24 protein-coding genes are annotated in these 19,457 nt (G+C 43.7%); 17 read left to right on the top strand and 7 right to left on the bottom strand.

Features of this window, described 5'->3' with window-relative positions; translation table 11 throughout:
- The first annotated feature begins 452 nt into the window (after positions 1 to 452).
- The 11 genes from LHL20_RS10565 (at position 453) to LHL20_RS10610 (ending at position 5,457) form a co-directional block, all read left to right on the top strand.
- On the top strand, positions 453 to 704 hold the full coding sequence (locus LHL20_RS10565) for a hypothetical protein (RefSeq protein WP_226433292.1): 252 nt from the start codon (positions 453 to 455) through the stop codon (positions 702 to 704).
- A gap of 269 nt (positions 705 to 973) precedes the next feature.
- Entirely contained in the window at positions 974 to 1,387 is a 414-nt protein-coding gene (locus LHL20_RS10570) for a GFA family protein (RefSeq protein WP_226433293.1), read from the top strand.
- Between the two features lie 109 nt (positions 1,388 to 1,496).
- Positions 1,497 to 1,631 carry a hypothetical protein gene (locus LHL20_RS21065; RefSeq protein ID WP_264180893.1) on the top strand — a complete coding sequence of 45 codons (135 nt, stop codon included), beginning with the start codon at positions 1,497 to 1,499 and terminating at the stop codon, positions 1,629 to 1,631.
- A gap of 96 nt (positions 1,632 to 1,727) precedes the next feature.
- Entirely contained in the window at positions 1,728 to 2,180 is a 453-nt protein-coding gene (locus tag LHL20_RS10575) for an acyltransferase (RefSeq protein WP_226433294.1), read from the top strand.
- A gap of 38 nt (positions 2,181 to 2,218) precedes the next feature.
- Complete coding sequence (locus tag LHL20_RS10580) at positions 2,219 to 2,617, top strand: MAPEG family protein (RefSeq protein ID WP_226433295.1); 399 nt, start codon at positions 2,219 to 2,221, stop codon at positions 2,615 to 2,617.
- Positions 2,618 to 2,696: 79 nt separating this feature from the next.
- Positions 2,697 to 3,119: a hypothetical protein gene (locus tag LHL20_RS10585; RefSeq protein WP_226433296.1), complete on the top strand. Its 423-nt coding sequence runs from the start codon at positions 2,697 to 2,699 to the stop codon at positions 3,117 to 3,119.
- Between the two features lie 130 nt (positions 3,120 to 3,249).
- Entirely contained in the window at positions 3,250 to 3,681 is a 432-nt protein-coding gene (locus tag LHL20_RS10590; protein ID WP_226433297.1) for a hypothetical protein, read from the top strand.
- Between the two features lie 106 nt (positions 3,682 to 3,787).
- On the top strand, positions 3,788 to 4,222 hold the full coding sequence (locus LHL20_RS10595) for an energy transducer TonB (RefSeq protein ID WP_226433298.1): 435 nt from the start codon (positions 3,788 to 3,790) through the stop codon (positions 4,220 to 4,222).
- Between the two features lie 40 nt (positions 4,223 to 4,262).
- Positions 4,263 to 4,631 (top strand): DUF3703 domain-containing protein, encoded by a 369-nt coding sequence (locus LHL20_RS10600; protein WP_226433299.1) that lies wholly within the window; start codon positions 4,263 to 4,265, stop codon positions 4,629 to 4,631.
- Positions 4,624 to 5,088 (top strand): GNAT family N-acetyltransferase, encoded by a 465-nt coding sequence (locus LHL20_RS10605; RefSeq protein ID WP_226433300.1) that lies wholly within the window; start codon positions 4,624 to 4,626, stop codon positions 5,086 to 5,088. The genes LHL20_RS10600 and LHL20_RS10605 overlap by 8 nt, the downstream gene beginning before the upstream one ends.
- Before the next feature lie 39 nt (positions 5,089 to 5,127).
- The gene (locus tag LHL20_RS10610) at positions 5,128 to 5,457 is read left to right on the top strand and encodes a zinc ribbon domain-containing protein YjdM (RefSeq protein ID WP_159627253.1); all 330 of its coding nucleotides are present in this window, start codon (positions 5,128 to 5,130) and stop codon (positions 5,455 to 5,457) included.
- Here the strand turns inward: LHL20_RS10610 and LHL20_RS10615 are convergent.
- Entirely contained in the window at positions 5,454 to 6,311 is an 858-nt protein-coding gene (locus LHL20_RS10615; protein WP_226433301.1) for a LysR family transcriptional regulator, read from the bottom strand. The two genes, LHL20_RS10610 and LHL20_RS10615, sit on opposite strands and share 4 nt — an antisense overlap.
- Before the next feature lie 172 nt (positions 6,312 to 6,483).
- Here LHL20_RS10615 and glyA point away from each other — a divergent pair, with 172 nt between their 5' ends.
- Positions 6,484 to 7,746, top strand: a complete 1,263-nt coding sequence (gene glyA / locus LHL20_RS10620; protein ID WP_226433302.1) for a serine hydroxymethyltransferase — start codon at positions 6,484 to 6,486, stop codon at positions 7,744 to 7,746.
- On the opposite strand, the gene LHL20_RS10625 is transcribed toward glyA, so the two are convergent.
- The 4 genes from LHL20_RS10625 to LHL20_RS10640 all read right to left on the bottom strand — a co-directional run bounded on the left by LHL20_RS10625 (position 7,739) and on the right by LHL20_RS10640 (position 12,446).
- Positions 7,739 to 8,932, bottom strand: a complete 1,194-nt coding sequence (locus tag LHL20_RS10625) for an NRAMP family divalent metal transporter (protein ID WP_226433357.1) — start codon at positions 8,930 to 8,932, stop codon at positions 7,739 to 7,741. The two genes, glyA and LHL20_RS10625, sit on opposite strands and share 8 nt — an antisense overlap.
- Before the next feature lie 171 nt (positions 8,933 to 9,103).
- Positions 9,104 to 10,423, bottom strand: coding sequence for an alginate export family protein (locus LHL20_RS10630; protein ID WP_226433303.1), 1,320 nt, complete (start codon positions 10,421 to 10,423; stop codon positions 9,104 to 9,106).
- Between the two features lie 88 nt (positions 10,424 to 10,511).
- Positions 10,512 to 11,309 (bottom strand): substrate-binding periplasmic protein, encoded by a 798-nt coding sequence (locus LHL20_RS10635; RefSeq protein WP_319003224.1) that lies wholly within the window; start codon positions 11,307 to 11,309, stop codon positions 10,512 to 10,514.
- Between the two features lie 18 nt (positions 11,310 to 11,327).
- Positions 11,328 to 12,446, bottom strand: coding sequence for an OprO/OprP family phosphate-selective porin (locus LHL20_RS10640; RefSeq protein WP_226433305.1), 1,119 nt, complete (start codon positions 12,444 to 12,446; stop codon positions 11,328 to 11,330).
- 201 nt (positions 12,447 to 12,647) lie between these two features.
- Here LHL20_RS10640 and LHL20_RS10645 point away from each other — a divergent pair, with 201 nt between their 5' ends.
- From LHL20_RS10645 to LHL20_RS10655, 3 genes are all read left to right on the top strand, one after another.
- The gene (locus tag LHL20_RS10645) at positions 12,648 to 12,920 is read left to right on the top strand and encodes a Rho-binding antiterminator (protein ID WP_226433306.1); all 273 of its coding nucleotides are present in this window, start codon (positions 12,648 to 12,650) and stop codon (positions 12,918 to 12,920) included.
- 122 nt (positions 12,921 to 13,042) lie between these two features.
- Positions 13,043 to 13,354 carry a hypothetical protein gene (locus tag LHL20_RS10650; RefSeq protein WP_319003222.1) on the top strand — a complete coding sequence of 104 codons (312 nt, stop codon included), beginning with the start codon at positions 13,043 to 13,045 and terminating at the stop codon, positions 13,352 to 13,354.
- 191 nt (positions 13,355 to 13,545) lie between these two features.
- The gene (locus LHL20_RS10655; RefSeq protein ID WP_226433307.1) at positions 13,546 to 14,223 is read left to right on the top strand and encodes a YitT family protein; all 678 of its coding nucleotides are present in this window, start codon (positions 13,546 to 13,548) and stop codon (positions 14,221 to 14,223) included.
- Between the two features lie 453 nt (positions 14,224 to 14,676).
- Here the strand turns inward: LHL20_RS10655 and alr are convergent, their stop codons facing one another.
- A complete protein-coding gene (gene alr, locus LHL20_RS10660) occupies positions 14,677 to 15,753 on the bottom strand; it encodes an alanine racemase (protein WP_226433308.1) in 1,077 nt (358 codons plus the stop codon).
- Between the two features lie 178 nt (positions 15,754 to 15,931).
- Between alr and murQ the strand changes: the two genes are divergently transcribed.
- Together murQ and LHL20_RS10670 are read left to right on the top strand one after the other, a co-directional pair.
- The gene (gene murQ, locus LHL20_RS10665; RefSeq protein WP_226433309.1) at positions 15,932 to 16,897 is read left to right on the top strand and encodes an N-acetylmuramic acid 6-phosphate etherase; all 966 of its coding nucleotides are present in this window, start codon (positions 15,932 to 15,934) and stop codon (positions 16,895 to 16,897) included.
- A 4-nt stretch (positions 16,898 to 16,901) separates the two neighbouring features.
- Positions 16,902 to 18,191 (top strand): exo-beta-N-acetylmuramidase NamZ family protein, encoded by a 1,290-nt coding sequence (locus tag LHL20_RS10670; protein WP_226433359.1) that lies wholly within the window; start codon positions 16,902 to 16,904, stop codon positions 18,189 to 18,191.
- Between the two features lie 148 nt (positions 18,192 to 18,339).
- Here the strand turns inward: LHL20_RS10670 and LHL20_RS10675 are convergent, their stop codons facing one another.
- A complete protein-coding gene (locus LHL20_RS10675; RefSeq protein ID WP_226433310.1) occupies positions 18,340 to 19,422 on the bottom strand; it encodes a mechanosensitive ion channel family protein in 1,083 nt (360 codons plus the stop codon).
- Positions 19,423 to 19,457: the final 35 nt, after the last annotated feature.

The raw sequence follows: 19,457 nt of genomic DNA on the forward strand, positions 1-19,457 counted from the left end.
GAAGTGTATTAGGCTTTTTGGTAGGTATTTTGTTTATTCATTTCGGCGTTACAGGTAAAGATTCAGTTCAGTCGCTGTTTAAAAAGTTAACTGGTCGTAATTTTAGCAATGGCACATAACAAAAAAATTAAGTCGTTCCCGTTGGTCACTGGGACGCATACACACAGGGCGGTTTCATCCTTTATTGAAAAGTTATGTTACAAGGAAGGCTAAAGTTGAACGGATTTAAAATACCACTAGAGTTGGTGGAGGCCTTCGGTCCTTTCGAAGAATTCAAGCCAGATGCTTCTATCGAAAACCAAGCAACCTTACCATTTGCCATCGAAGAAATTGAATGTATCGAACAAACACCTGACAATTTGCATATAAGAACGACTAGTAAGTGTCCTTTTTTTACTGCATAGCTTTGCCCATTATGCGGGCCGTTATAAACTTTTTAGGAAAAGAATATTATGAAGATTAAATTAGTGGCGGCTTTACTGTTGTGCACCTTTTTAAATGGCTGTGCATCGACTTCTGACAAAGCAGCGAGGGATTTTCTTGATGGCGCAAGCTCCAGCGCTGAATCGAGACGCATGGAAGAATCGAATAATAAGTATCGCAAAAAAACTGACCATAAAAACGACTTCATTGAAGACACAATGTCTGGTGCACTTACCGCACTTTTCCGAGGTATATTTAGCTCCGATGAAGACAACGATTAAAACGACGCTTTCTCGATACGTGTGCAACCAACTAATCAATGCTCTCACTTCGTTCGTTGGGACACTGGAACGCAGATTTTCTGCGTACTTGCATTATTTTTTGGAAAAACGAGGGCTTATATTTTTGGAGTAAATTCAAATTGAGATGGGTTTTATTAAGTCTATTGTTTTTAACTAGAAAGATAGTACGTTAACTAACTCACTTCGCCCTGCTTCATAGCTAGGCGTTAGGCAATTTTTAGTTTATAAACAACATAAGGGAATTACACATGTACCAAGGCTCTTGCCTATGCGGCGCAATCTCCGTCGAGCTCAAGGGGCCAATTGAGAGCATTATTCATTGTCACTGCTCCTTATGCCGCAAAAATAGTGGTACTGCATACGCGACCAACGGTTTCATTAACACCGAAGACTTCACCGTACTTGACCCACAAAAAAAGCTTACTTATTTCGAATTCAAAAAGGGGAAATTACGGCACTTCTGCGCGGAATGTGCTTCTCCGATATATAGCTCAAACACGGAAAATCCAACAAAGCTTAGAATACGCCTTGGTATTTTAGATTCCGACATTGAAGAAAGGCCTTTATCTCACAATTTTGTTTCATCGAAAGCAAACTGGGACAATCTGGATGCCGACCTACCACGATATGAAAGTTTCGAACCAAGCAGAGAGAAAGCTTGAGCTATGCATGTAAGTAACGGTGTTAGCACATAATGTTAAGTCGCAGTCCAGTGCAGACACGCTGGTATTTGTGTACATTTTTGTTTAACTCATTAAAAAGGAAAGGATTATGACAATCAAGGCGAGAAAAATGCTGGGCTATGCCGTAGTAGCATTACTACTTGGTGGTTTAGGGCTTTATGCATCAATGGAAGACTACCAAAAGCAGAACATGGTTGCATTATTCAGCCAAACCTTTTCTTGAAGTTAGAAATGCTTGCAACAGCCAGTGCCCAAAAGAGCACAGTGAACAACCCGCTCGAAAATTGAAGAAAGTTTGATATAAAGGAACGTTATTAAAATGGACTCTAGTGCAATAACGCTTTCACAATACGTAAAAAGACGCACTGGGGTGCCGCTAGGTTCAAAGCATTCAATGAGAAATATGCTTTACCGTGCGTTGGGCGCAAAGTCTTTCCCGCTTTTTTGGCACTATTGGAACCCTATTTGGAGCTATTATTTATCCCGAAATGTAATGAGGCCACTCAATCAAATATTGCCTAACACTCTTGCTGTGTTGGTTACATTTCTTGTCAGTGGCGCTTTACATGATGTTGCGGTGTCTCTTGTTAAGCTGAAAGCGATTGTCTTTTTTACACCTTGGTTTGGTTTGATGGGGTTGGTTGTAATTGCCTTTAGTAAATTAGGTATTTCATATGAACGCGCTGCTTGGTCTATAAGGGCAACACTCAACATGCTAATCATTGTTGTAAGCTTATGCACAACGTACTTAATAGAAGGTATGTATGCTTAAGCTTGTGTTAGAGCTAGGCTATAAGGATAACGTTGCGAATGGATAGCATTCTTCTACCTGTTTATGCGCACCTTACCTGGTGCACCTTGCTTTATGGGTGTCTTACGATTGCAAGAGCGCCAGCCATTTGGGGTTTAGGTTCAAGGCCAGATGGTTCAAATCCATTTGCACACATTCAGCCTAAAATCAGTGCCAATCTTTCTAATCAATTTGAATGGCCCGTTTTCTTTCATATTTTGTGTGTCATTCTGTACTGCTCGAATACGCCGATAAGCGCGATTATACTTAGTCTCGCTTGGTTATTTGTATTTGGCCGTGTCGTTCACAGCATAGTGCAAATATGTGGAACCAGTATTCGATTACGTGGCATAGCATTTACGATCAATTTTGTTGCGGTACTGGCAATGTGGACAGTGTCTTTCCCTGTCTTATTTTGAGTTATTTGGCAAAAAGCAAGCTATGATAATACAAAGTATCGCGTACCGTTTGTCGCTATAACGTCTTAGGAGTATAAAAATGGAATTTGTTAAAAGCAGTGCAGTTGTCAAATATGCAAGTAGCTTGTTGATGGGCGTTTTATTTGCTTTTTTAGCGGTAAATATTATTGGTTTTGGCGCGGCAATTGCCATTCCCAAAGCGCTGTTAACACCGCTGGTTTCTTTATCTAGTACCTTTGGGTTTACACTTGTTAATACCATCACTATCGGAATACCACTTGCGATAGCGTATGCATTAATCAGCGTATTAGCAAAACAATTTGAAGCTAGCGTAAACCACCTAGTGCTGGTATCTCCTTTTGTATTTTTGATGCTGTCATACCTGCCAAATGTACTTTTGCGTTCACATGATGTGACGTATAGCCTTTCTTTGTTTATGGCTAACATCGCGCCCACACTATTACTTGCTGTATATCTCGCAAAAAAACAGCGAAACCTATAGTACATGTAACACATTTTAAGATTGATGTTTTCACTGTGCAGCAGTAGATTTTTGCGGTATGTTTTTACTGCGCTTTGCGCTGCGACATTAGCTAGTTACCAATAATATAAACATTTACAGGGAGTAACCTTTGAAACTATTTACTGTTTTTATCGCACTCTTTTTCTCAGTTTCAGCACTTGCAGAAGGCTTTAAGACTGAAGAAGAAGCACGCCAATTTTCTGATAGATTACTTGATCACTTTGTGGCCGGAGAGTTTGAAGAAGGCTTAAATACAGCCAAACCTTATTGGCCGCTTCCGCCCGTTGAAGTTGACGGTATGGCAAATCAAATCACACAACAATGGCCAATGATTGCTCAGCGTTTTGGTAAACCCTTGTCTAAAGAGTTTATAAAAAAGGAGCGTATTGGTGATTCGTTTATCCGATTCTACTACCTTCACAAGTTTGAAAAGCATGCTATTTACTGGCAGGTCGATTTTTATAAGCCTGTAGATATCTGGAAAATAAACTCTATGATTTTCTTAGATTCGTTAGATTTTCTATACGAAGAAGATAATTAACCAATAAAACAACACTGTCGTGTAAATGTCGGGCTACTTTCGTGTACTGTATACGCAGCACGGTTTTTCAAGTTTAGATAATACGCATAAATTCAAGGAGCGAATAATGAAGTATGCCTTTTTAGCATCAGTCTTTACCCTATTGTCATTCAATGTGCACGCCGTAGATGTTTTTGGTGCAGTTGAAATTACACACTTATCACCTGAGAATGCAGAGCGTATATGGGAAAGAGAAAAGCAGGAGATGCCGCGCTACCCTAAAGCCATGGCAATGAAAAGTGTTCGTGGATGTAGTGTCTTTAAGTTTGATGTAACAGAAGAAGGTAAAGTAAAAAACCTTGAGCTGGTATCTTCTTTGCCTGAAGCGAAGCACTTCAAACCGGTAAAAAAACTTATCAAGGGATGGGACTGGAAGGTAATTGAAGGTAAAGCTAAGGCGAATGAGCAAAAGCTAGTTAGACTCGATTTTTGTATGAACCGCGAGTCATCAGAAAGTGTTGAAGCACAATGCAAAGCCCAAGCACAGCTTGCCTGCGAATAATATAATGTGGCAGCACGCTGTCACTACATGAGAGAACACTATGAGTTCCTTTTCAAAACATATTGCCTTTTCGGTATTACGTGAAGTTGCGGTAGCTAAACAGCTAGAACAGCGCAAACAATACCACGCCGCGTTTATCCACTTGGAAAATGCGCATGTTTTAGGACAGTCATCAACCCGCTGGCACGTTTACACCCATGCCTTAATGTTGAAGTGGGGTATTAAGCAACACAACATGTCAGAGGTATTTGGTCAAGTTGTTCGCATATTGGGCGCAGCAAGCAAAACCGCTTTTGGTTTAGTACCTGCGGGGAACACTGGCGGAAGCAATATTAGTCCGTTTAAGCGCTTACCTATTGCGCCAGCGCTGCAACGAAAAATTACGCGGGCGCAACAACACTGTGACTAAGCTATTTATAAAAATTGATGACCTTTCTGGCGGTGAAGTTATCGCGCTACTTGAAGAACATTTAGCGGATATGTTTGCTACTTCACCACCAGAAAGCGTTCATGCGCTAGATGTACAAGCACTAAAAGCTGATAACATTACGTTTTTCAGTGGGTGGATGGGTAAAGATTTAGCAGGCTGCGTTGCCATTAAAGCCCTCAATTCTACCGACTGCGAGCTTAAGTCTATGCGAACCTCAAGGACCTTTCGAGGGCAAGGCGTTGCGTCGCAACTATTACTTTTTGCCTTAGAACATGCGAAAATAGCGGGGTTTAGCTCGGTTAGTTTAGAAACAGGCACTCAGGACTATTTTTCTGCCGCCCGTCAACTATACAAAAAATTTCAGTTTGAAGACTGTGGGCCTTTTAGCCATTACACACTAGATCCAAACAGTCACTTTATGACCCGGGCCCTTTAGAAAATTTGGCACTTAGTTGCCACCATCGAGAAATTTATTATGTCGTTACCTCCTTGCCCTCATTGTCAGTCTGAATACGTTTATGAAGATCAAGCTCTGCTTATTTGTCCAGAGTGCGGTCACGAGTGGAATCCAAATGACGTAGAAGAGGAAGTCTCGGCTAACGACGCTAATGGCACGCCGTTGGTTGCTGGCGACAAAATCACGTTGGCTAAAGATCTCAAAGTTAAAGGTAGCTCTCTTATTTTGAAAATTGGGACTAAAGCCGTTATTCGTCACGTTAAAGAAGGTAAAGACCACCAGCTAGATTGCAAAGTGGACGGCGCTGGCGAAATGATGCTAACGGCTCAATTTGTTAAGAAAGCCTAAAAATTAGCAACCTCATTAATGATGGTGTCGGCCAGCAAACTGATGGCTTTTGAAGTTACTTTTTGAGGGTTAACCAAACACACACCCATATGACCGAGTTCTGGCAAGTCAGCTGAACTCGGTAAAATATGTAAACCGGGTGGTACTGAACTTTTTGCCAACACCGTAATACCCAGCCCTTCATTAATTGCCGTTTGAATGCCATTTAAATCAGCAATGGTGTACACCACCTGCCATGGTTTTTTCGCGGCGCTAAGTAAGTTAATTGCACGTTTACGATAGGTACATGGATTAGGTGCTGCAATAAGCGGTAACTTATGTGGAATGCTATTTACGAATCGCTGACTGCCCACCCACACCAATTGGTCGGTTGTAATGTAACCATCTTGTTGAGGATCAGGGGTTTCTTGCAATGATAAAATCAAGTCAAACTGGCTTTTTAATGGCTCACTAAGTAAGTCTTTACTTAACGCGCAGTGCACTTCTAGCGAGATTTCAGGATAGGTTTGTGTAAATCGACGAATGATCTTTGGCATCAAAATTGTCGAAAACTCGCTTGGGATCCCCAGTCGAATATTGCCAGTCACTTGCGGCTTGCCAAACTCTGCCATGGCTTGATCGTTAAGCGCTACCATTTTCTCGCCATAGGTAAGAAGCTTGCTGCCTGCCACTGTCAGCGACAATTTGTTCTTATCGCGGGAAAACAATTTTTCTCCCACCATTTCTTCTAATTTTTTGATTTGTAAACTGATAGCAGGCTGCGTGCGCTGAAGCTGTTCAGCACATTGTGTGTAGCTACCCGTTTGGGCAATGATCACAAAAGAGCGTAAAAAATCGATGGACAAATTTTTCATAGTAGGCACAAGTTCATCAGGCACACATTTAATAAAGTTATGATGCCATATTTTTTATTAATTTTATTTATTCTTTTTCGACTTCTACTATCGATTTACACAACAAGTAAGGCGTACCGACTACTGTTTCTCTAAAACAAAGGTTAAAACGCTATAAAAATCGGGAGCAAGAATGAATAACCTTAACCACAACTTGAGCGACATCGACTCAGATATTGCCGAATTTATTGCACAAGAAGATACTCGACAAGAACATCATATCGAGCTTATCGCATCGGAGAACTATACCAGTCGTGCGGTAATGCAAGCACAAGGAAGCCAACTCACCAATAAATATGCTGAAGGTTACCCTGCCAAGCGTTATTACGGCGGCTGTGAAGCAGTCGATAAGGTAGAGCAACTTGCCATTGATAGAGCAAAAGCGTTGTTTGAGGCTGATTATGTGAACGTGCAACCCCATTCAGGTTCGCAAGCTAACACTGCCGTTTACATGGCACTGCTAAACCCAGGTGATACCATTCTTGGATTGAGCCTTGATCATGGCGGACATTTAACCCACGGTGCCAAGCCTAACTTTTCAGGCAAGCTGTATAACGCCATTCAATATGGGCTTAATACTGAGACAGGTGAAATAGACTACGAGCAAGTACAAGCCTTAGCACACGAGCATCAACCCAAAATGATAGTGGCAGGCTTCTCTGCATATTCACGTATAGTTGATTGGCAGCGTTTCAGAGATATTGCCGACAGTGTGGGGGCTTACCTGTTGGTTGATATGGCACACGTAGCGGGCTTGGTTGCTGCTGGCGTGTACCCTTCACCGATTAATGCGGCGCATGTTGTAACCACTACAACGCATAAAACGCTTCGAGGCCCTCGCGGTGGTCTCATTATGTGTAAAGCGAACCCAGAACTAGAGAAGAAATTTAATTCATTAATCTTTCCTGGAATACAAGGCGGACCGCTGATGCATGTTATTGCGGCAAAAGCTGTGGCACTTAAAGAAGCGATGTCAGCAGAATTCAGAATTTACCAAAAACAAGTGGTAACCAATGCACAAGCAATGGCAAAAGTCTTTATGGAAAGAGGCTTCGAGGTTGTATCAAATGGTACTGACAACCATATGTTTTTACTTAGCCTAATTAATAAAGGGCTTACCGGTAAAGAGGCCGATGCCATTCTCAATGGTGTTAATATCACCGTAAATAAGAACACGGTACCAAACGACCCACAATCGCCTTTTGTGACCAGCGGCATTCGCATTGGTACACCGGCGGTAACATCGCGCAATTTTTCAGAAAATGACTGCACGCAGCTGGCTAACTGGATTTGTGATGTACTTGAATCGCCTAACGATCCATCGGTAGTAGCACGCGTTAAAGACAGCGTAGCGAGTATTACGGCAGCTCGTCCGGTTTACGCGTCAATCAGCTAAACCATTTCCAGCCAATAAAGACCAGCAGAAAGCCAAATAGGTAGATAAGCCCCACATAGCTAAGGGCTTGGACAAACCTACTTGGCGCTGCGTCTTGATGAAGTGCAGTTTGCTGCACCAATTTATGATTGAGCCATGCAAACACAGGCGTGGTAACAAACGCCAATGTCATGGCAAACCCCAACATGGCAAGTAACGCTGATTTAAAGAACATTACAATGACAAAACTGACTAATGCCATAACAAGCAGTACTGGCGTGACTAATGCGTTGCGCGCCTTTTTGTCGTTGTTGCGCAACAAGGTGATAGCCTCTGCCACCACGCGTGCGTAACCGTCATACACGGTAAGCGCCGAGCCGAAAATACATAGAAAAGCAACGAGTGCAATTAACCAGTGTGCCCATTGCCCTATGGTCGATGAATACATGCTGATAAGCTGATGCGAGAACCCGATGCCGCCTGTACTTAGTGGTGTATCGCTACCGTATAAAATTAGCGCGCCTAAGCCTAAGAACAACAGCGCAAGCAGTGCTGTAACGCCATAACCTAAATTAAAATCAAACAGCGCTGATTTGGGCGTAACTGCAGTGTTAGTGCATTGGCGCTTTAACCAAAGCGATGTAATTGATGAAATTTCAATAGGCGCTGGCATCCAGCCCATAGTCACAACCAGAAAACCCAAGCTCGCTATAGTGTAAGGTGAAGGCGGGTTTGCTGGCACTTTGGTGCCGTCATAATTGACTAAGGCCACAATGAATACGGCAACCGTTGCTACGACAAGTACACCCATAATCGCTTTAGCAATATTGTCGAGCCCTTCGAAGTGCCCAGCCAATAAAATAGCTAAAATAAGCCCAAGCACTAGTGATGACGATAGCGTGATGGCCATGTCGAAAGGAATAAAGTATGACAATAAGCTGGCTGCAAATAGCAGTAACGCAGCTGAGTTCACGACAGATGCTAGGCTATTTAGCCCTAACGCTAAGCCCAGATAGCGCTTACCCATTTTAAGATAACCTTGCTGTAGGGTTTGCTTTGTACTAATGGTGTAGCTTACGCCTGCTCTAAAAAAGGGGTATTTGAGTACGTTTACCAAGAGGATCAGTAAAGCCAGTTGCCAGCCAAACTTTGCGCCAGCTTGGGTAGATGCCACTAAGTGACTGCCGCCTACCGCGGCTGTTGCCATCAGCACACCAGGGCCCAATAACTTTAACCATGCGATACATCGCGCATACAATGACAACTGAACCCCAGACTCCACCCTAACCTCTTGATGACAATGAAAAAGCCGAATGCCACCTTATCAGGTTAAACGCGAGCAGAAAAGCCGCTATACCTGTGGTGTAGTAGACAATGTCTAAAAAGTGTATAGCGCCCCAGTAAACATAAATGCACTGTTGTCACTGTAGTCTCCTCGTTTAAAGCCATCACCTTTGAAAAGGTAGGCCCCGCCAAGTGACAACCGCAATGAAGGTAAAACCTGATAGCGCCATCGTGCTTCTACCTGATGGCCAATAAAACTATCTACGTTTTGCGGTGCTTTGTTATACCAATACGCCTTGTAGCCAAGCAAAAGGTTATGCTGAGAGCCAAAGGTAGACACACTTCGAAGCCCAACTGTTTTTAGATTCCTGCGAGGCATCCCTTGATACACATCAGTGGGGCCGAAATCAAAACGCCTGACACCATATAAACTATCGAAGTTTGAAATAGTATCGTCAGTAGTATCGTTATCGCCGCTAATGTAATCAAACTCAGCGCGTAAAAATGTGCTGTCAGTAATCTTCTTTCCCAAATAGCCAAATACCAAGTACGCAGACACATCTTTTTGCGTTATATCATCTGGCGCGGCAGTTTCATGTGCATGCCCTACCTGACCTATCAGTTCGCCGTTCGCTTTCCAGCCGTCTGCGAAAGCAGCGGTATAATCAACCGACAAGGTATATAAATCGCGGTTTCGAGTAGCCAGCGTGTCGCTATCATCTTCTTTAAACCAATAGCTCTGTAGCTTTAGATTTTTGTCCGCAGATGTTGCGTATACGCCAAATAGCTTTCGCTCACTAAAGCTTTTGTCAAACGCTCGCTCGTTGCCATCAATACTTTCGCTATCACTCGGTAATCGTGTTACGGGTAACAAGTACACACCATTGACATTCCAATCGAAAAGCTTGCCCTCGACAACTACACCATCGTAGCTGTTAGTCGCATTGCGGTAGATAGTTTTTGCCAATAATCGGCGGCTGCCATAATCAAGCTCCATACGTCCAGCTTTTATTGCAAATATGGCAAAAGCCTGACCAACGTCATCACCATTGGCTGGCGACACAAACGGTTTGTATGTGGCAAACATCTGAACTGGCTCTAACGTGTTTACCTGATTAGACGATAAAGTAGGGTCATTCTCATCAAGAAACGCACGCGAATCTCTTACCTCAAGTGTGGCGCTGATATTTTTGTAAGACACCTGTGTTGCTAAGACAAGTCGCGTTGATAAACGCTGATTGCTTTGCGAACGTTGCTCTCGTTGGGCCGAAAAAATAGGGCTATTCAGTGACTCGTAACGCACTCGAAAAGAGCCCGAGACATCAACGTTAACCTCGTCATTTTTCGCGTATGCATGCAAAGGTAAAAGAAGAGTAAGAAGACAAAGCGGAATAAAACCAAAAGTGCGGTGCATTAAATGCCAACTAATTTATACACAATAACAACAGTATATCGTTAATTGATGAATAAACACCGCGCTTTTTTACTCATTTTTACCCACGCTAACGTCGGTCATAGTTCACTTTTTTCTCAGGGTGCTGATAGTACCCTTCCTTCAACAAACGCTTAAAGCGAGTTAATTTTCCATCAAGTGTTAGCTCTTCAAGCCCTTTGTTGAATAACGACAAGATAAGCTGACTGTCGGTATCGCCTTTGGGGACTAATAGGTGGGTGGTTACGGTAGAAATAAATGGCTTAACAAGTGACACTTGTCTGCGCTCGGCGCTGGTAAATTCGCGCTCCAACAAATACCACCCCGTCAATTCATCAATAGGGAACACATCAATTTCACCGGCTATTAGCGCCTCGAGACTCTCTTTATCGCTCTTAAACTTAACAATGTTGTTGTTATTTTTGATAAAAGCCGATAGTTCGTCGTTGTATAAGTAGCCTTCGGTTATGCCCACTTTCAGCGACGCTAAATCATCTAATGTCTGCCAAGTTTTTAAACCAGTGTCAGTGTGAGTATAAAATACCAAGCTCTCAGCGCTGATTGGCGCTGAGTGGTGAAACTCCTTTTCGCGTGATCGTACAAAGTTACCATACGACAATGCGTCGTAGTCGCCACGCAGTGTTGCCTCTAACGCCTCATCCCATGGTAATGACACAAACTCTACTACCACGCCAGTTTCCAAAAAAGCGTCAGCAATAATATGATTGATATAACCGTCGTGCTGCATATCGGTTGACGTATAGGGAGCATATTCTGCAGTGGCTATTTTAAGCTTCATCCATGCATGTGCAGCACTTTGCATAGGCACAAATGCAAGAAACAAGGTCGCAAGTAAAAGTGTTCTTATGATCATGTTGAAATGCCCCTAAAAGTAAATGCCAAGGTTAATGTTTAACCGATGGGTTGTTTCTTCTCTACCGTCTAAGTCGAGTCCTACTCCAGGGCCACCTGAAAACCACATATTCTTACCTTGAATGCTGTCGACATACACAAACAATTTGCTCCAACCAAAGCTACATCCATTAATCCACTGTGATGAACGCTTGCCTGAGGCTTCCTGCCCTTTAGCTGCGCTAAATTCTGAATAACAAGTGACAGACTCTATATGATCAAACTGATAAGGCACTGAGTAGACGAAGTTTGCTGAATAAGTTTCACCATCGGCGGCTGCCAAGAAAGGAAAAGTGAACGCTGATAGCGCTATACGATCGTCAGCCTGCCCTTCTGGCACAGCTAAGTCGTATTCGTAATCAATATATTGCAACTCTACTTTTACATTTCCCTGAGTATGACGAAGGTGGACCGCGTAAGCGTTCATGTCTCCATCATCAAGGGTATCTAAGTTAAGAATGTTACCGTATTGATAAGACACTCCGATATCGGTTGTCGCACCCCGAATAAAGCTGGCTGAATAATTTGCGCGTAAGTTGTATTGACCATCTTCTTGGTTGCGGTACTCACCGTCATCGGCAACATCAAATGAATATCGTGAAAACTTCGCTGCGTCGTTGTATTCGTCGTTCATGAAATACGCCGCTTGAAAGTCCCAGTCGCCGCGTTGATGATTTATCTTTATACCCGCGTCGTAGTCATCTTCAAAACCTAGGTAGTAATTGACCGAAAACCAGAAGTTATTACTCGCAAAAGGCTGTAGACCAAACGGTGTTTGTGTAATGCCTGCAGTAATGTCCGTGCGCTCGTCGTAGTGATAGGTCAAATCAGCAAAACGTACGGTATTAAAGTCGACATTCTCATACCAGCGGTATTCAGCTTTGTAGCTAAACTTATCGGTATCGCCCGACACACCCAGCTTAAATGACTCAAATTCAAATCCATCTCTAAATTCTGGTAGCTGCCAGTCTTGATGACCGTAGTTAACCCTTGCGTGTCCGGTAAGGTTAAAAGGCAACTCATCTGCCCACGCAGTACTTACCGCGCAGAATGAGAACAAGGCCAAAGCAAATGCGGGGAGTAGCTTTCTCATAACGCTTCCTGTGTTTATTTGAGTGGGAACCCTTTTGTAAAAGCGCACTCTATATTTATCATAAAACGACATAGCTTAAGATTTATGAGCAGTGGTGCAGCTTGTAAAAATTCCCGCTAACGTAGTAGGTTGTACCACACTAGGATTATTCCTTCGGTACTTTGGTTACTGAGCAAACCTTACAAAAAGATCATTTGAAAAATGGAAAAAAGCGAAACTATTGCCTGCCACTTATACGACTATATTGAAATAGCCTGTATGTACCAACTGCACGTTGCTGCCACATTGAAAGACGGAAATACCGTGACAGGAAAAGCACTTAATACTGCTATAAGGCAGATACAGGGCGTTGCCCAAGAGTGTTTAATGATAGACACGGCTGACGATAAAGGCATTCACTACATTGTCATTTCCAAACTGACAACCCTTAGTGCAATCACAGAAAATCGACACTTCGACGTAGTACACTTTTAATCGCAGCAACGCTGCGCTAAAGTGCTCACGCTATGCCATTTTTAAAGACCGCTATGGCAACAAATGGGATCTTATTCAAAGTGCGTAAGGGATAGGGTTATCTGTTGTAGAGGAGACATCTAGTGCACGCTATGAAGCGCTCAATCATTGCTGATATTGTGGCTGTTGCCGCTATTGCTCTGCTAATCACTACCACGTTTTACTGGATTGAAGCGCGTAAAGAGGTTATCTACTTATGTGACAACTTTACGCCTGGCGTGTCTAAAAAAAGTGTTTTACGCCAGCTAGATACGGCCAATCTTCTCATCTGGGACACCACCTTTATAGCAAATGGTAGCAAGGTTGAAGCGTATAGCCCCCTTCATTTAGGGTATATGCAGTGCAGTGTTCAGTTTAATAAACAAGACATAGTGGTATTCTCGATAGTCGAGTAAAGAGTTGTAACGAACCCTTTTGGTGCAACGTTTACATCACTGCAACACCTCATTCACTGGCGTGCTAAAAGTCGTAAAGGCAAACTTACCATCTGCTTGTCAGCGCCCCAAGTTAACTTTCCCCATTGCTGTAACCCTTTGTGCTGTAAACGTATAATTACGCTGTGTCTTCTTAACGCAAACTTTTTCCTATGCAAAAAATCAAACACAGTGTCATCGAGGATGTTTTCGCCCTGGTAAGCGCAGGCTTGTTTGTTGCGTTTGGCGTGTTTCTTTTTCAATCTCAAGATTTAATGGTAGGCGGTGCCGCGGGACTTGCGCTATTGGGTACCTATGCCGTAGATATGAATTTTGGATTACTGTTCTTCTTAATTAATCTGCCGTTCTATACCTTAGCGTGGACACAAATTAGTAAACGGTTTACGTTAAACACGTTTATTTCCGTTACCACGGTATCGGTGCTGACTGAACAAATCCCAGCGTTTGTGGACATCAGCCATGTGAACCCATTTTTTGCGGCTGTGTTCGGTGGCATTTTAATTGGGGTCGGTATGCTTATTATGTTTCGTCATAGCTCAAGCTTGGGTGGCGTTGGCATTATGGCGTTCTATTTACAACAACGCTTTAATATTCGCGCAGGTACATTTCAACTAACCGTAGACACCAGCATTTTGCTTTGTGCCCTGTTCTTCATTCAGTGGCATTTGGTGCTTATCTCAATTTTGGCGGCGTTTTGTTTGAATATGGTTATTTCACTTAACCACCGTCCTGAGCGCTACTTTCCCAATCAGGTAGAAAAGCAGCAGGCACAAACAGTGTCACCACAGCATGATAATTTAGATACCGACATGCACCCTCAAAACGGGTAATGGCGTAACGTCATGTAACTAGTAATGTTGACTAAATGAATAAAAATAAAAAGCCCGATGACACCTATGTGCATCGGGCTTTTTTGTATCTCTCATTTGTATCTTTTAAACGTCGAAAACCAGTGACTATTGCTTCTTCTGAACGGGTCTAGACGGTCGACTTACTACTCCACGATTTACTCTAGGACGAGAAAACGAAGTACGCATACAAACCTCACTTTGAGTGTTGCTCAGCGCAGTTGAAGGTGAAACATTCACCGCAATCCTGTTACCAAGCATCCACAGTATAGACTCAACTGATAGGGTTTCGTCTCATTCTTTTGGTGAATAGTGCTTTATAAAATTGTATATAGAGGGAGTGCAAAGTGGCATGCATTACTTAGATCATTGAAGGCTATAGACTTTTACTTTTGTCTGTAGCAACGATGCTTAACAATCATTAATGGTATTAGACTAAAGATATTTCACGATGCGGGGAACGCGCTGAGAAACGCGTGTCATGAGTTCGTAATCAATAGTACCTGCACATTGCGCTACTTCGTCAATAGACACGTGCTCTCCCCATAACTCAACCATGTCACCAATTTCTACCTTTGGAATGTGCGTAACATCAATGGTGATCATATCCATAGACACCCGCCCCACTAAACTAGCCCGTTGCCCTTTTACCATGACCGGCGTGCCGTTAGGACAATGTCGAGGGTAACCGTCGGCATAGCCAATCCCCACTGTCGCTATGCGACTAGGCTTTTCAGCAGTCCATGTTTGCCCATAACCCACACCTTCTCCTTGAGGTACATCACGTACCGCCAAGATACTTGCTCGCAGTGTCATAGCTGGAAGTAGAGTAATATCGGTAAGTGCCTGCGTAGACACCTTACCGCCATATACGCCAAGACCAAGTCTATTCCAGCGACCATGGCTAGCCTGCCAATTTACGGTTGCGGGGGAGTTCGCTAGGCTCAGTGGTAAATTGAGTGGCAACACCACGCGCTCAAAAGCGCTTAATTGGCGTTCAGTAAATTCATTGTCCACATCGTCGGCACAAGCAAAATGTGTAGCAATAACGGTTTCGTCGCTAAGCAAGTGGCGATAGGTAGTGACAATTTGAGCCACATCGTCTAACGCAAAGCCTAGCCTGTGCATACCGCTATCTACTTTTAGCCAAATATGCGGACGCCTATCGGCAGGACAAGCCTCAAGCCATGCTAGCTGCGCTTTACTGTGCATAACCAAAATACAGTTATGTTGGTAAGCCATTTGGCACTCTTTTGCTTGATGAGCGCCTTCTAATACCACAATAGGGGCTGTGATCCCGGCGTCGCGAAGCGCAATAGCCTCTTCAATTATCGCCACCGCAAATCGCGAAGACACATGCTGAAGAATACGCGCCACATTTACTGCACCATGCCCATAAGCGTCGGCCTTGACCACTGCCATAGATTGGCTAGCAGGCGCAGCGGCGGCAAGCTGCTTAAAGTTATGTAGAAGCGCATCGGCGTGGATAATAGCTTGCGTTTGACGACTCACAGAAAAACACGTTCCTTCAAAGGGTAACTAAACATGATAAACCGAAATTGTATCATGAGTTGCGTAAAAGCGTGCCTATTCAATTGCCTTCACTGTTAAAGCCGTTATGCGTTATGCTTGGCATCTTCGCGCTAAGGGCTAAACAAGCCACGCATTCAGGACATTAGAGGTTTTATTCATGCCGTCGGACTCACCAGCAAACAACTCGCTTCACGCACTTGCCCATTCATTGAATCGCATTGTTTCTGAAGGCAGAAACCCAGATACCCTCGATATTGATACCCTGTCTACTACAGACATTTTGTCGCGTATCAACGCCGAAGATGCCAAAGTGGCCAGTGCAGTGGCCACACAAATTTCGCAAATAGCAAAGATAGTCGATGCCGCGGCGCACAGTATTCAGCAAGGCGGCCGTCTTATTTATGTTGGCGCAGGCACCAGTGGGCGACTAGGCATACTAGACGCCGTAGAGTGTAGGCCAACATTTAGCGTTCCAGACGATGTGGTAGTGGGCATAATTGCAGGGGGCGAGAGCGCCATACAGCATGCGGTTGAAGGTGCAGAAGATAACGTAGACGCCGGGCAACGTGATTTAGCGCAAATCGCATTAACACGTGCCGATACGGTGGTGGGTATATCTGCGAGTGGGCGAACGCCCTACGTCAGCGGTGCGTTAGCTTATGCCCAATCTGTGGGGTGCGTAACAGGTGCCATAGCCTGTAGTCCTGATGCCGCTATATTTGAAAAAGCAGATATTACAATTTGTCCTGTGGTTGGCCCTGAAGCATTAACAGGTAGCACACGAATGAAATCGGGTACTGCACAAAAGATGGTACTGAACATGATTAGTACCACCACCATGATAACGCTGGGTAAAACCTACGAAAACTTGATGGTTGATGTGAACGCCAGCAATGAAAAATTGAAAGCTCGCGCATTGCGCATTGTAATGCAAGCCACAGACTGTGATGAAGATACCGCGCAGCAAGCGCTATTGGCATGTGATAACAAAGCCAAAGTGGCCATTTTAATGGTGTTAACTGGCATGAATGCGAGCGAAGCGCATTCACAGCTACAAGACACCAATGGCTTCCTTCGAAAAGCGGTCCTTTCGTCAAAACAAGCAGCAAAGCAAGGCGAATAGCGTGATGTTGAATAAGCACAATATTCGCCAACTTAGATGGGGCTTGTGGGTGTGCTTCACCCTGTTTATTACCGCAAGTTGTAGCAGCGATAACCTCGTTAAAACAACCCACGTTGCTAGAACCGCTAAGCCAATAGTCGGTGCTCAGCAGTTTGACACTTATCTGCCCTTACTCACAAACAAACGTATTGCGTTAGTGGTTAATCAAAGTGCGCTGATAGAAACAGATATTGAAAATCCACACACCTTGGCGCAGCCCAACAAAGTGCATTTGCTAGACGCTTTATTACAACAAGGTGTAAACGTGCGCGCGGTTATGTCACCAGAGCATGGTTTTCGTGGTGATAGAGGTGCGGGTGAAAAAGTTGAAAGTGCAGTCGATAGCAAAACTGGCTTACCCATTTACTCGCTGTATGGCAAAACGAAAAAGCCTACCGCAGAAATGTTGCGCGGCATTGATACCTTGGTGTTTGATATTCAAGATGTAGGCGTTCGATTTTACACCTATCTAAGCACGCTACATTATGTTTTAAAAGCGGCGCATGAGCACAATATTGATGTTATTGTGCTAGATAGACCCAACCCCAACGGAAGGTTTGTTGACGGACCTGTATTGGAAAGCCCTTTCTCTTCATTCGTGGGCATGCACCCCATACCCGTGTTGCACGGTATGACCCTTGGCGAATTAGCTCAAATGATGTTGGGAGAACAATGGGTCAAGGTTTCCACTCGCAGTACATCATCGCTTACTGTAGTGCCTGTGAAGCATTACTCTAGGTATCATATGTACTCGCTTCCTGTTGCACCCAGTCCAAACCTACCTAACGATGAGGCCATTCGCTTATACCCCACCTTGTGTTTTTTTGAAGGCACAGATGTGAGTGTAGGTCGTGGTACACACTACCCATTTCAGCTTATTGGTCACCCCTCTGTGTCGTTAGGTGAAGCACAGGTGCCTGTTACTGCCAATAACGCAGCCCCTTTCCCTAAGCACAACAATACACTTTTACATGCCAACATACTGATAAATGCAAATGACACGCAAACGGCCCCACTGATTGAAGGGCTTAATGTCGAATTTTTGGTTAACACATATCACCACTTTATAACGAGCAATCGAGCGGACAACACCTTTTTCACTCGACCTGATTTTTTCGATAAGTTAGCAGGCACTAACACCTTTCGAATGATGATAGAAGAAGGAAAAACACCCCGTGAAATTCGGGAAAGTTGGCAAGAAAAAGTGGCAATTTTTAAGCAAAAAAGAAAGCCCTATTTGCTTTATCCGGAGTAAGAGTCGCAAAAATGCCACAACGAGTGACGCACAAATCAGTCCATATTAGTGAGTGCTTACAGTCATTACTTAAAAGCGTTTTTTTGGCGAGCAATAACCAAAAAGTTAATACTTACATACTTGATAGAGCCCATTATTAAAAAGAATTCTATTCATCCGACGTATCTCGTTGTGTAACGATACTAGACAACCTAGCTTCCATTTTTGCTTTTCGCGTCTTTAAAGATTCTTTATCAGTACGCTGTGCATCACTGAGCGCTTCATCGATGTCAGCAATAGATTGTATGAGTTGTGACTTCAACGCTTCACGGTTTGCAGCGTCTTCAGCTTTATCGAATATGACGTCTTCTGGCGCCTGAGTTCCTAATGAAGATTCGCTGTGTTTAATGTGATCTTTGCTGTTTGAAATCGCGGGTGTTTTAGCAATCATTTTAAGGCCATCGGGCTGGGGTCGCTGGTTTATAAAACCGGGAGAAACTATTTCTATATCCGCATTGTGTAGTGCGTCTAAAACACACTTATGTAATCTGGAGCGTGCACTCAGTAAACTCTTTACTTCTAGCAGTAGCCCAGATACGCGATAGCTTACTGAAAAGTCGCCTAGCGCAATTACCTGCACAAAAGGCTCTTTAAGCTCTGCGCTATCGGCCGCTTTTAGCAAATGCTGCTCAATGACGCTATGGTGAATGTCATAACCCAGGCTAATTTCAACACTGACTATTGCCCCAGAAGCACGTGTTACTGTTACCGGTGAATTCACCATTAGCGTGTTAGCAAATGCGATGAGCTCTCGACTCTCTGTCTGAACTTCTATGTCAAGTAAACCCATTTCTGTTACGCGCCCGCTATAGCCCTCTACTTTGATAAAGTCGCCTACTTTAAATGGGCGATTTACTCTAAGTACGATGCCCGCCATTACATTGCCAACCATTGTCGTAGAAGAGAATGCGATAACCCCAGACACCAGCACACCGATTAATGCGATTACTTGGTTGCGAGTACTTTCGCTTACGGGCAGCGCCATCGCAATCACTACAGCACCAACAATGGTCAATATAAGCAAGGTTACTTGCCGGGGTAGCTTTTGCTCACTTGTAAGATGACTTTGTTTACCAAGCAAAACATAGTGAAGCACCGTCAATGTGCCGACGACAAAAACCAGTGCGATACACAGTGGCACGAAAACACGCAGCTCGCTGAGTAGTGAAGCGAATGAATTGGCTGTATCCACTTTTATTGTCCTTTTTGGTGCGCTATTTTGCTTTT

The organism is Alteromonas sp. McT4-15 (assembly GCF_020515205.1).
GTDB lineage: Bacteria > Pseudomonadota > Gammaproteobacteria > Enterobacterales > Alteromonadaceae > Alteromonas.

Coding starts and splice junctions, on each gene's coding strand:
- LHL20_RS10565 (WP_226433292.1), top strand. CDS start 453: ATGAAGATTAAATTAGTGGCGGCTTTACTGTTGTGCACCTTTTTAAAT.
- LHL20_RS10570 (WP_226433293.1), top strand. CDS start 974: ATGTACCAAGGCTCTTGCCTATGCGGCGCAATCTCCGTCGAGCTCAAG.
- LHL20_RS21065 (WP_264180893.1), top strand. CDS start 1,497: ATGACAATCAAGGCGAGAAAAATGCTGGGCTATGCCGTAGTAGCATTA.
- LHL20_RS10575 (WP_226433294.1), top strand. CDS start 1,728: ATGGACTCTAGTGCAATAACGCTTTCACAATACGTAAAAAGACGCACT.
- LHL20_RS10580 (WP_226433295.1), top strand. CDS start 2,219: ATGGATAGCATTCTTCTACCTGTTTATGCGCACCTTACCTGGTGCACC.
- LHL20_RS10585 (WP_226433296.1), top strand. CDS start 2,697: ATGGAATTTGTTAAAAGCAGTGCAGTTGTCAAATATGCAAGTAGCTTG.
- LHL20_RS10595 (WP_226433298.1), top strand. CDS start 3,788: ATGAAGTATGCCTTTTTAGCATCAGTCTTTACCCTATTGTCATTCAAT.
- LHL20_RS10600 (WP_226433299.1), top strand. CDS start 4,263: ATGAGTTCCTTTTCAAAACATATTGCCTTTTCGGTATTACGTGAAGTT.
- LHL20_RS10610 (WP_159627253.1), top strand. CDS start 5,128: ATGTCGTTACCTCCTTGCCCTCATTGTCAGTCTGAATACGTTTATGAA.
- LHL20_RS10615 (WP_226433301.1), bottom strand. CDS start 6,311: ATGAAAAATTTGTCCATCGATTTTTTACGCTCTTTTGTGATCATTGCC.
- glyA (WP_226433302.1), top strand. CDS start 6,484: ATGAATAACCTTAACCACAACTTGAGCGACATCGACTCAGATATTGCC.
- LHL20_RS10625 (WP_226433357.1), bottom strand. CDS start 8,932: ATGGCAACAGCCGCGGTAGGCGGCAGTCACTTAGTGGCATCTACCCAA.
- LHL20_RS10630 (WP_226433303.1), bottom strand. CDS start 10,423: ATGCACCGCACTTTTGGTTTTATTCCGCTTTGTCTTCTTACTCTTCTT.
- LHL20_RS10640 (WP_226433305.1), bottom strand. CDS start 12,446: ATGAGAAAGCTACTCCCCGCATTTGCTTTGGCCTTGTTCTCATTCTGC.
- LHL20_RS10645 (WP_226433306.1), top strand. CDS start 12,648: ATGGAAAAAAGCGAAACTATTGCCTGCCACTTATACGACTATATTGAA.
- LHL20_RS10655 (WP_226433307.1), top strand. CDS start 13,546: ATGCAAAAAATCAAACACAGTGTCATCGAGGATGTTTTCGCCCTGGTA.
- murQ (WP_226433309.1), top strand. CDS start 15,932: ATGCCGTCGGACTCACCAGCAAACAACTCGCTTCACGCACTTGCCCAT.
- LHL20_RS10670 (WP_226433359.1), top strand. CDS start 16,902: ATGTTGAATAAGCACAATATTCGCCAACTTAGATGGGGCTTGTGGGTG.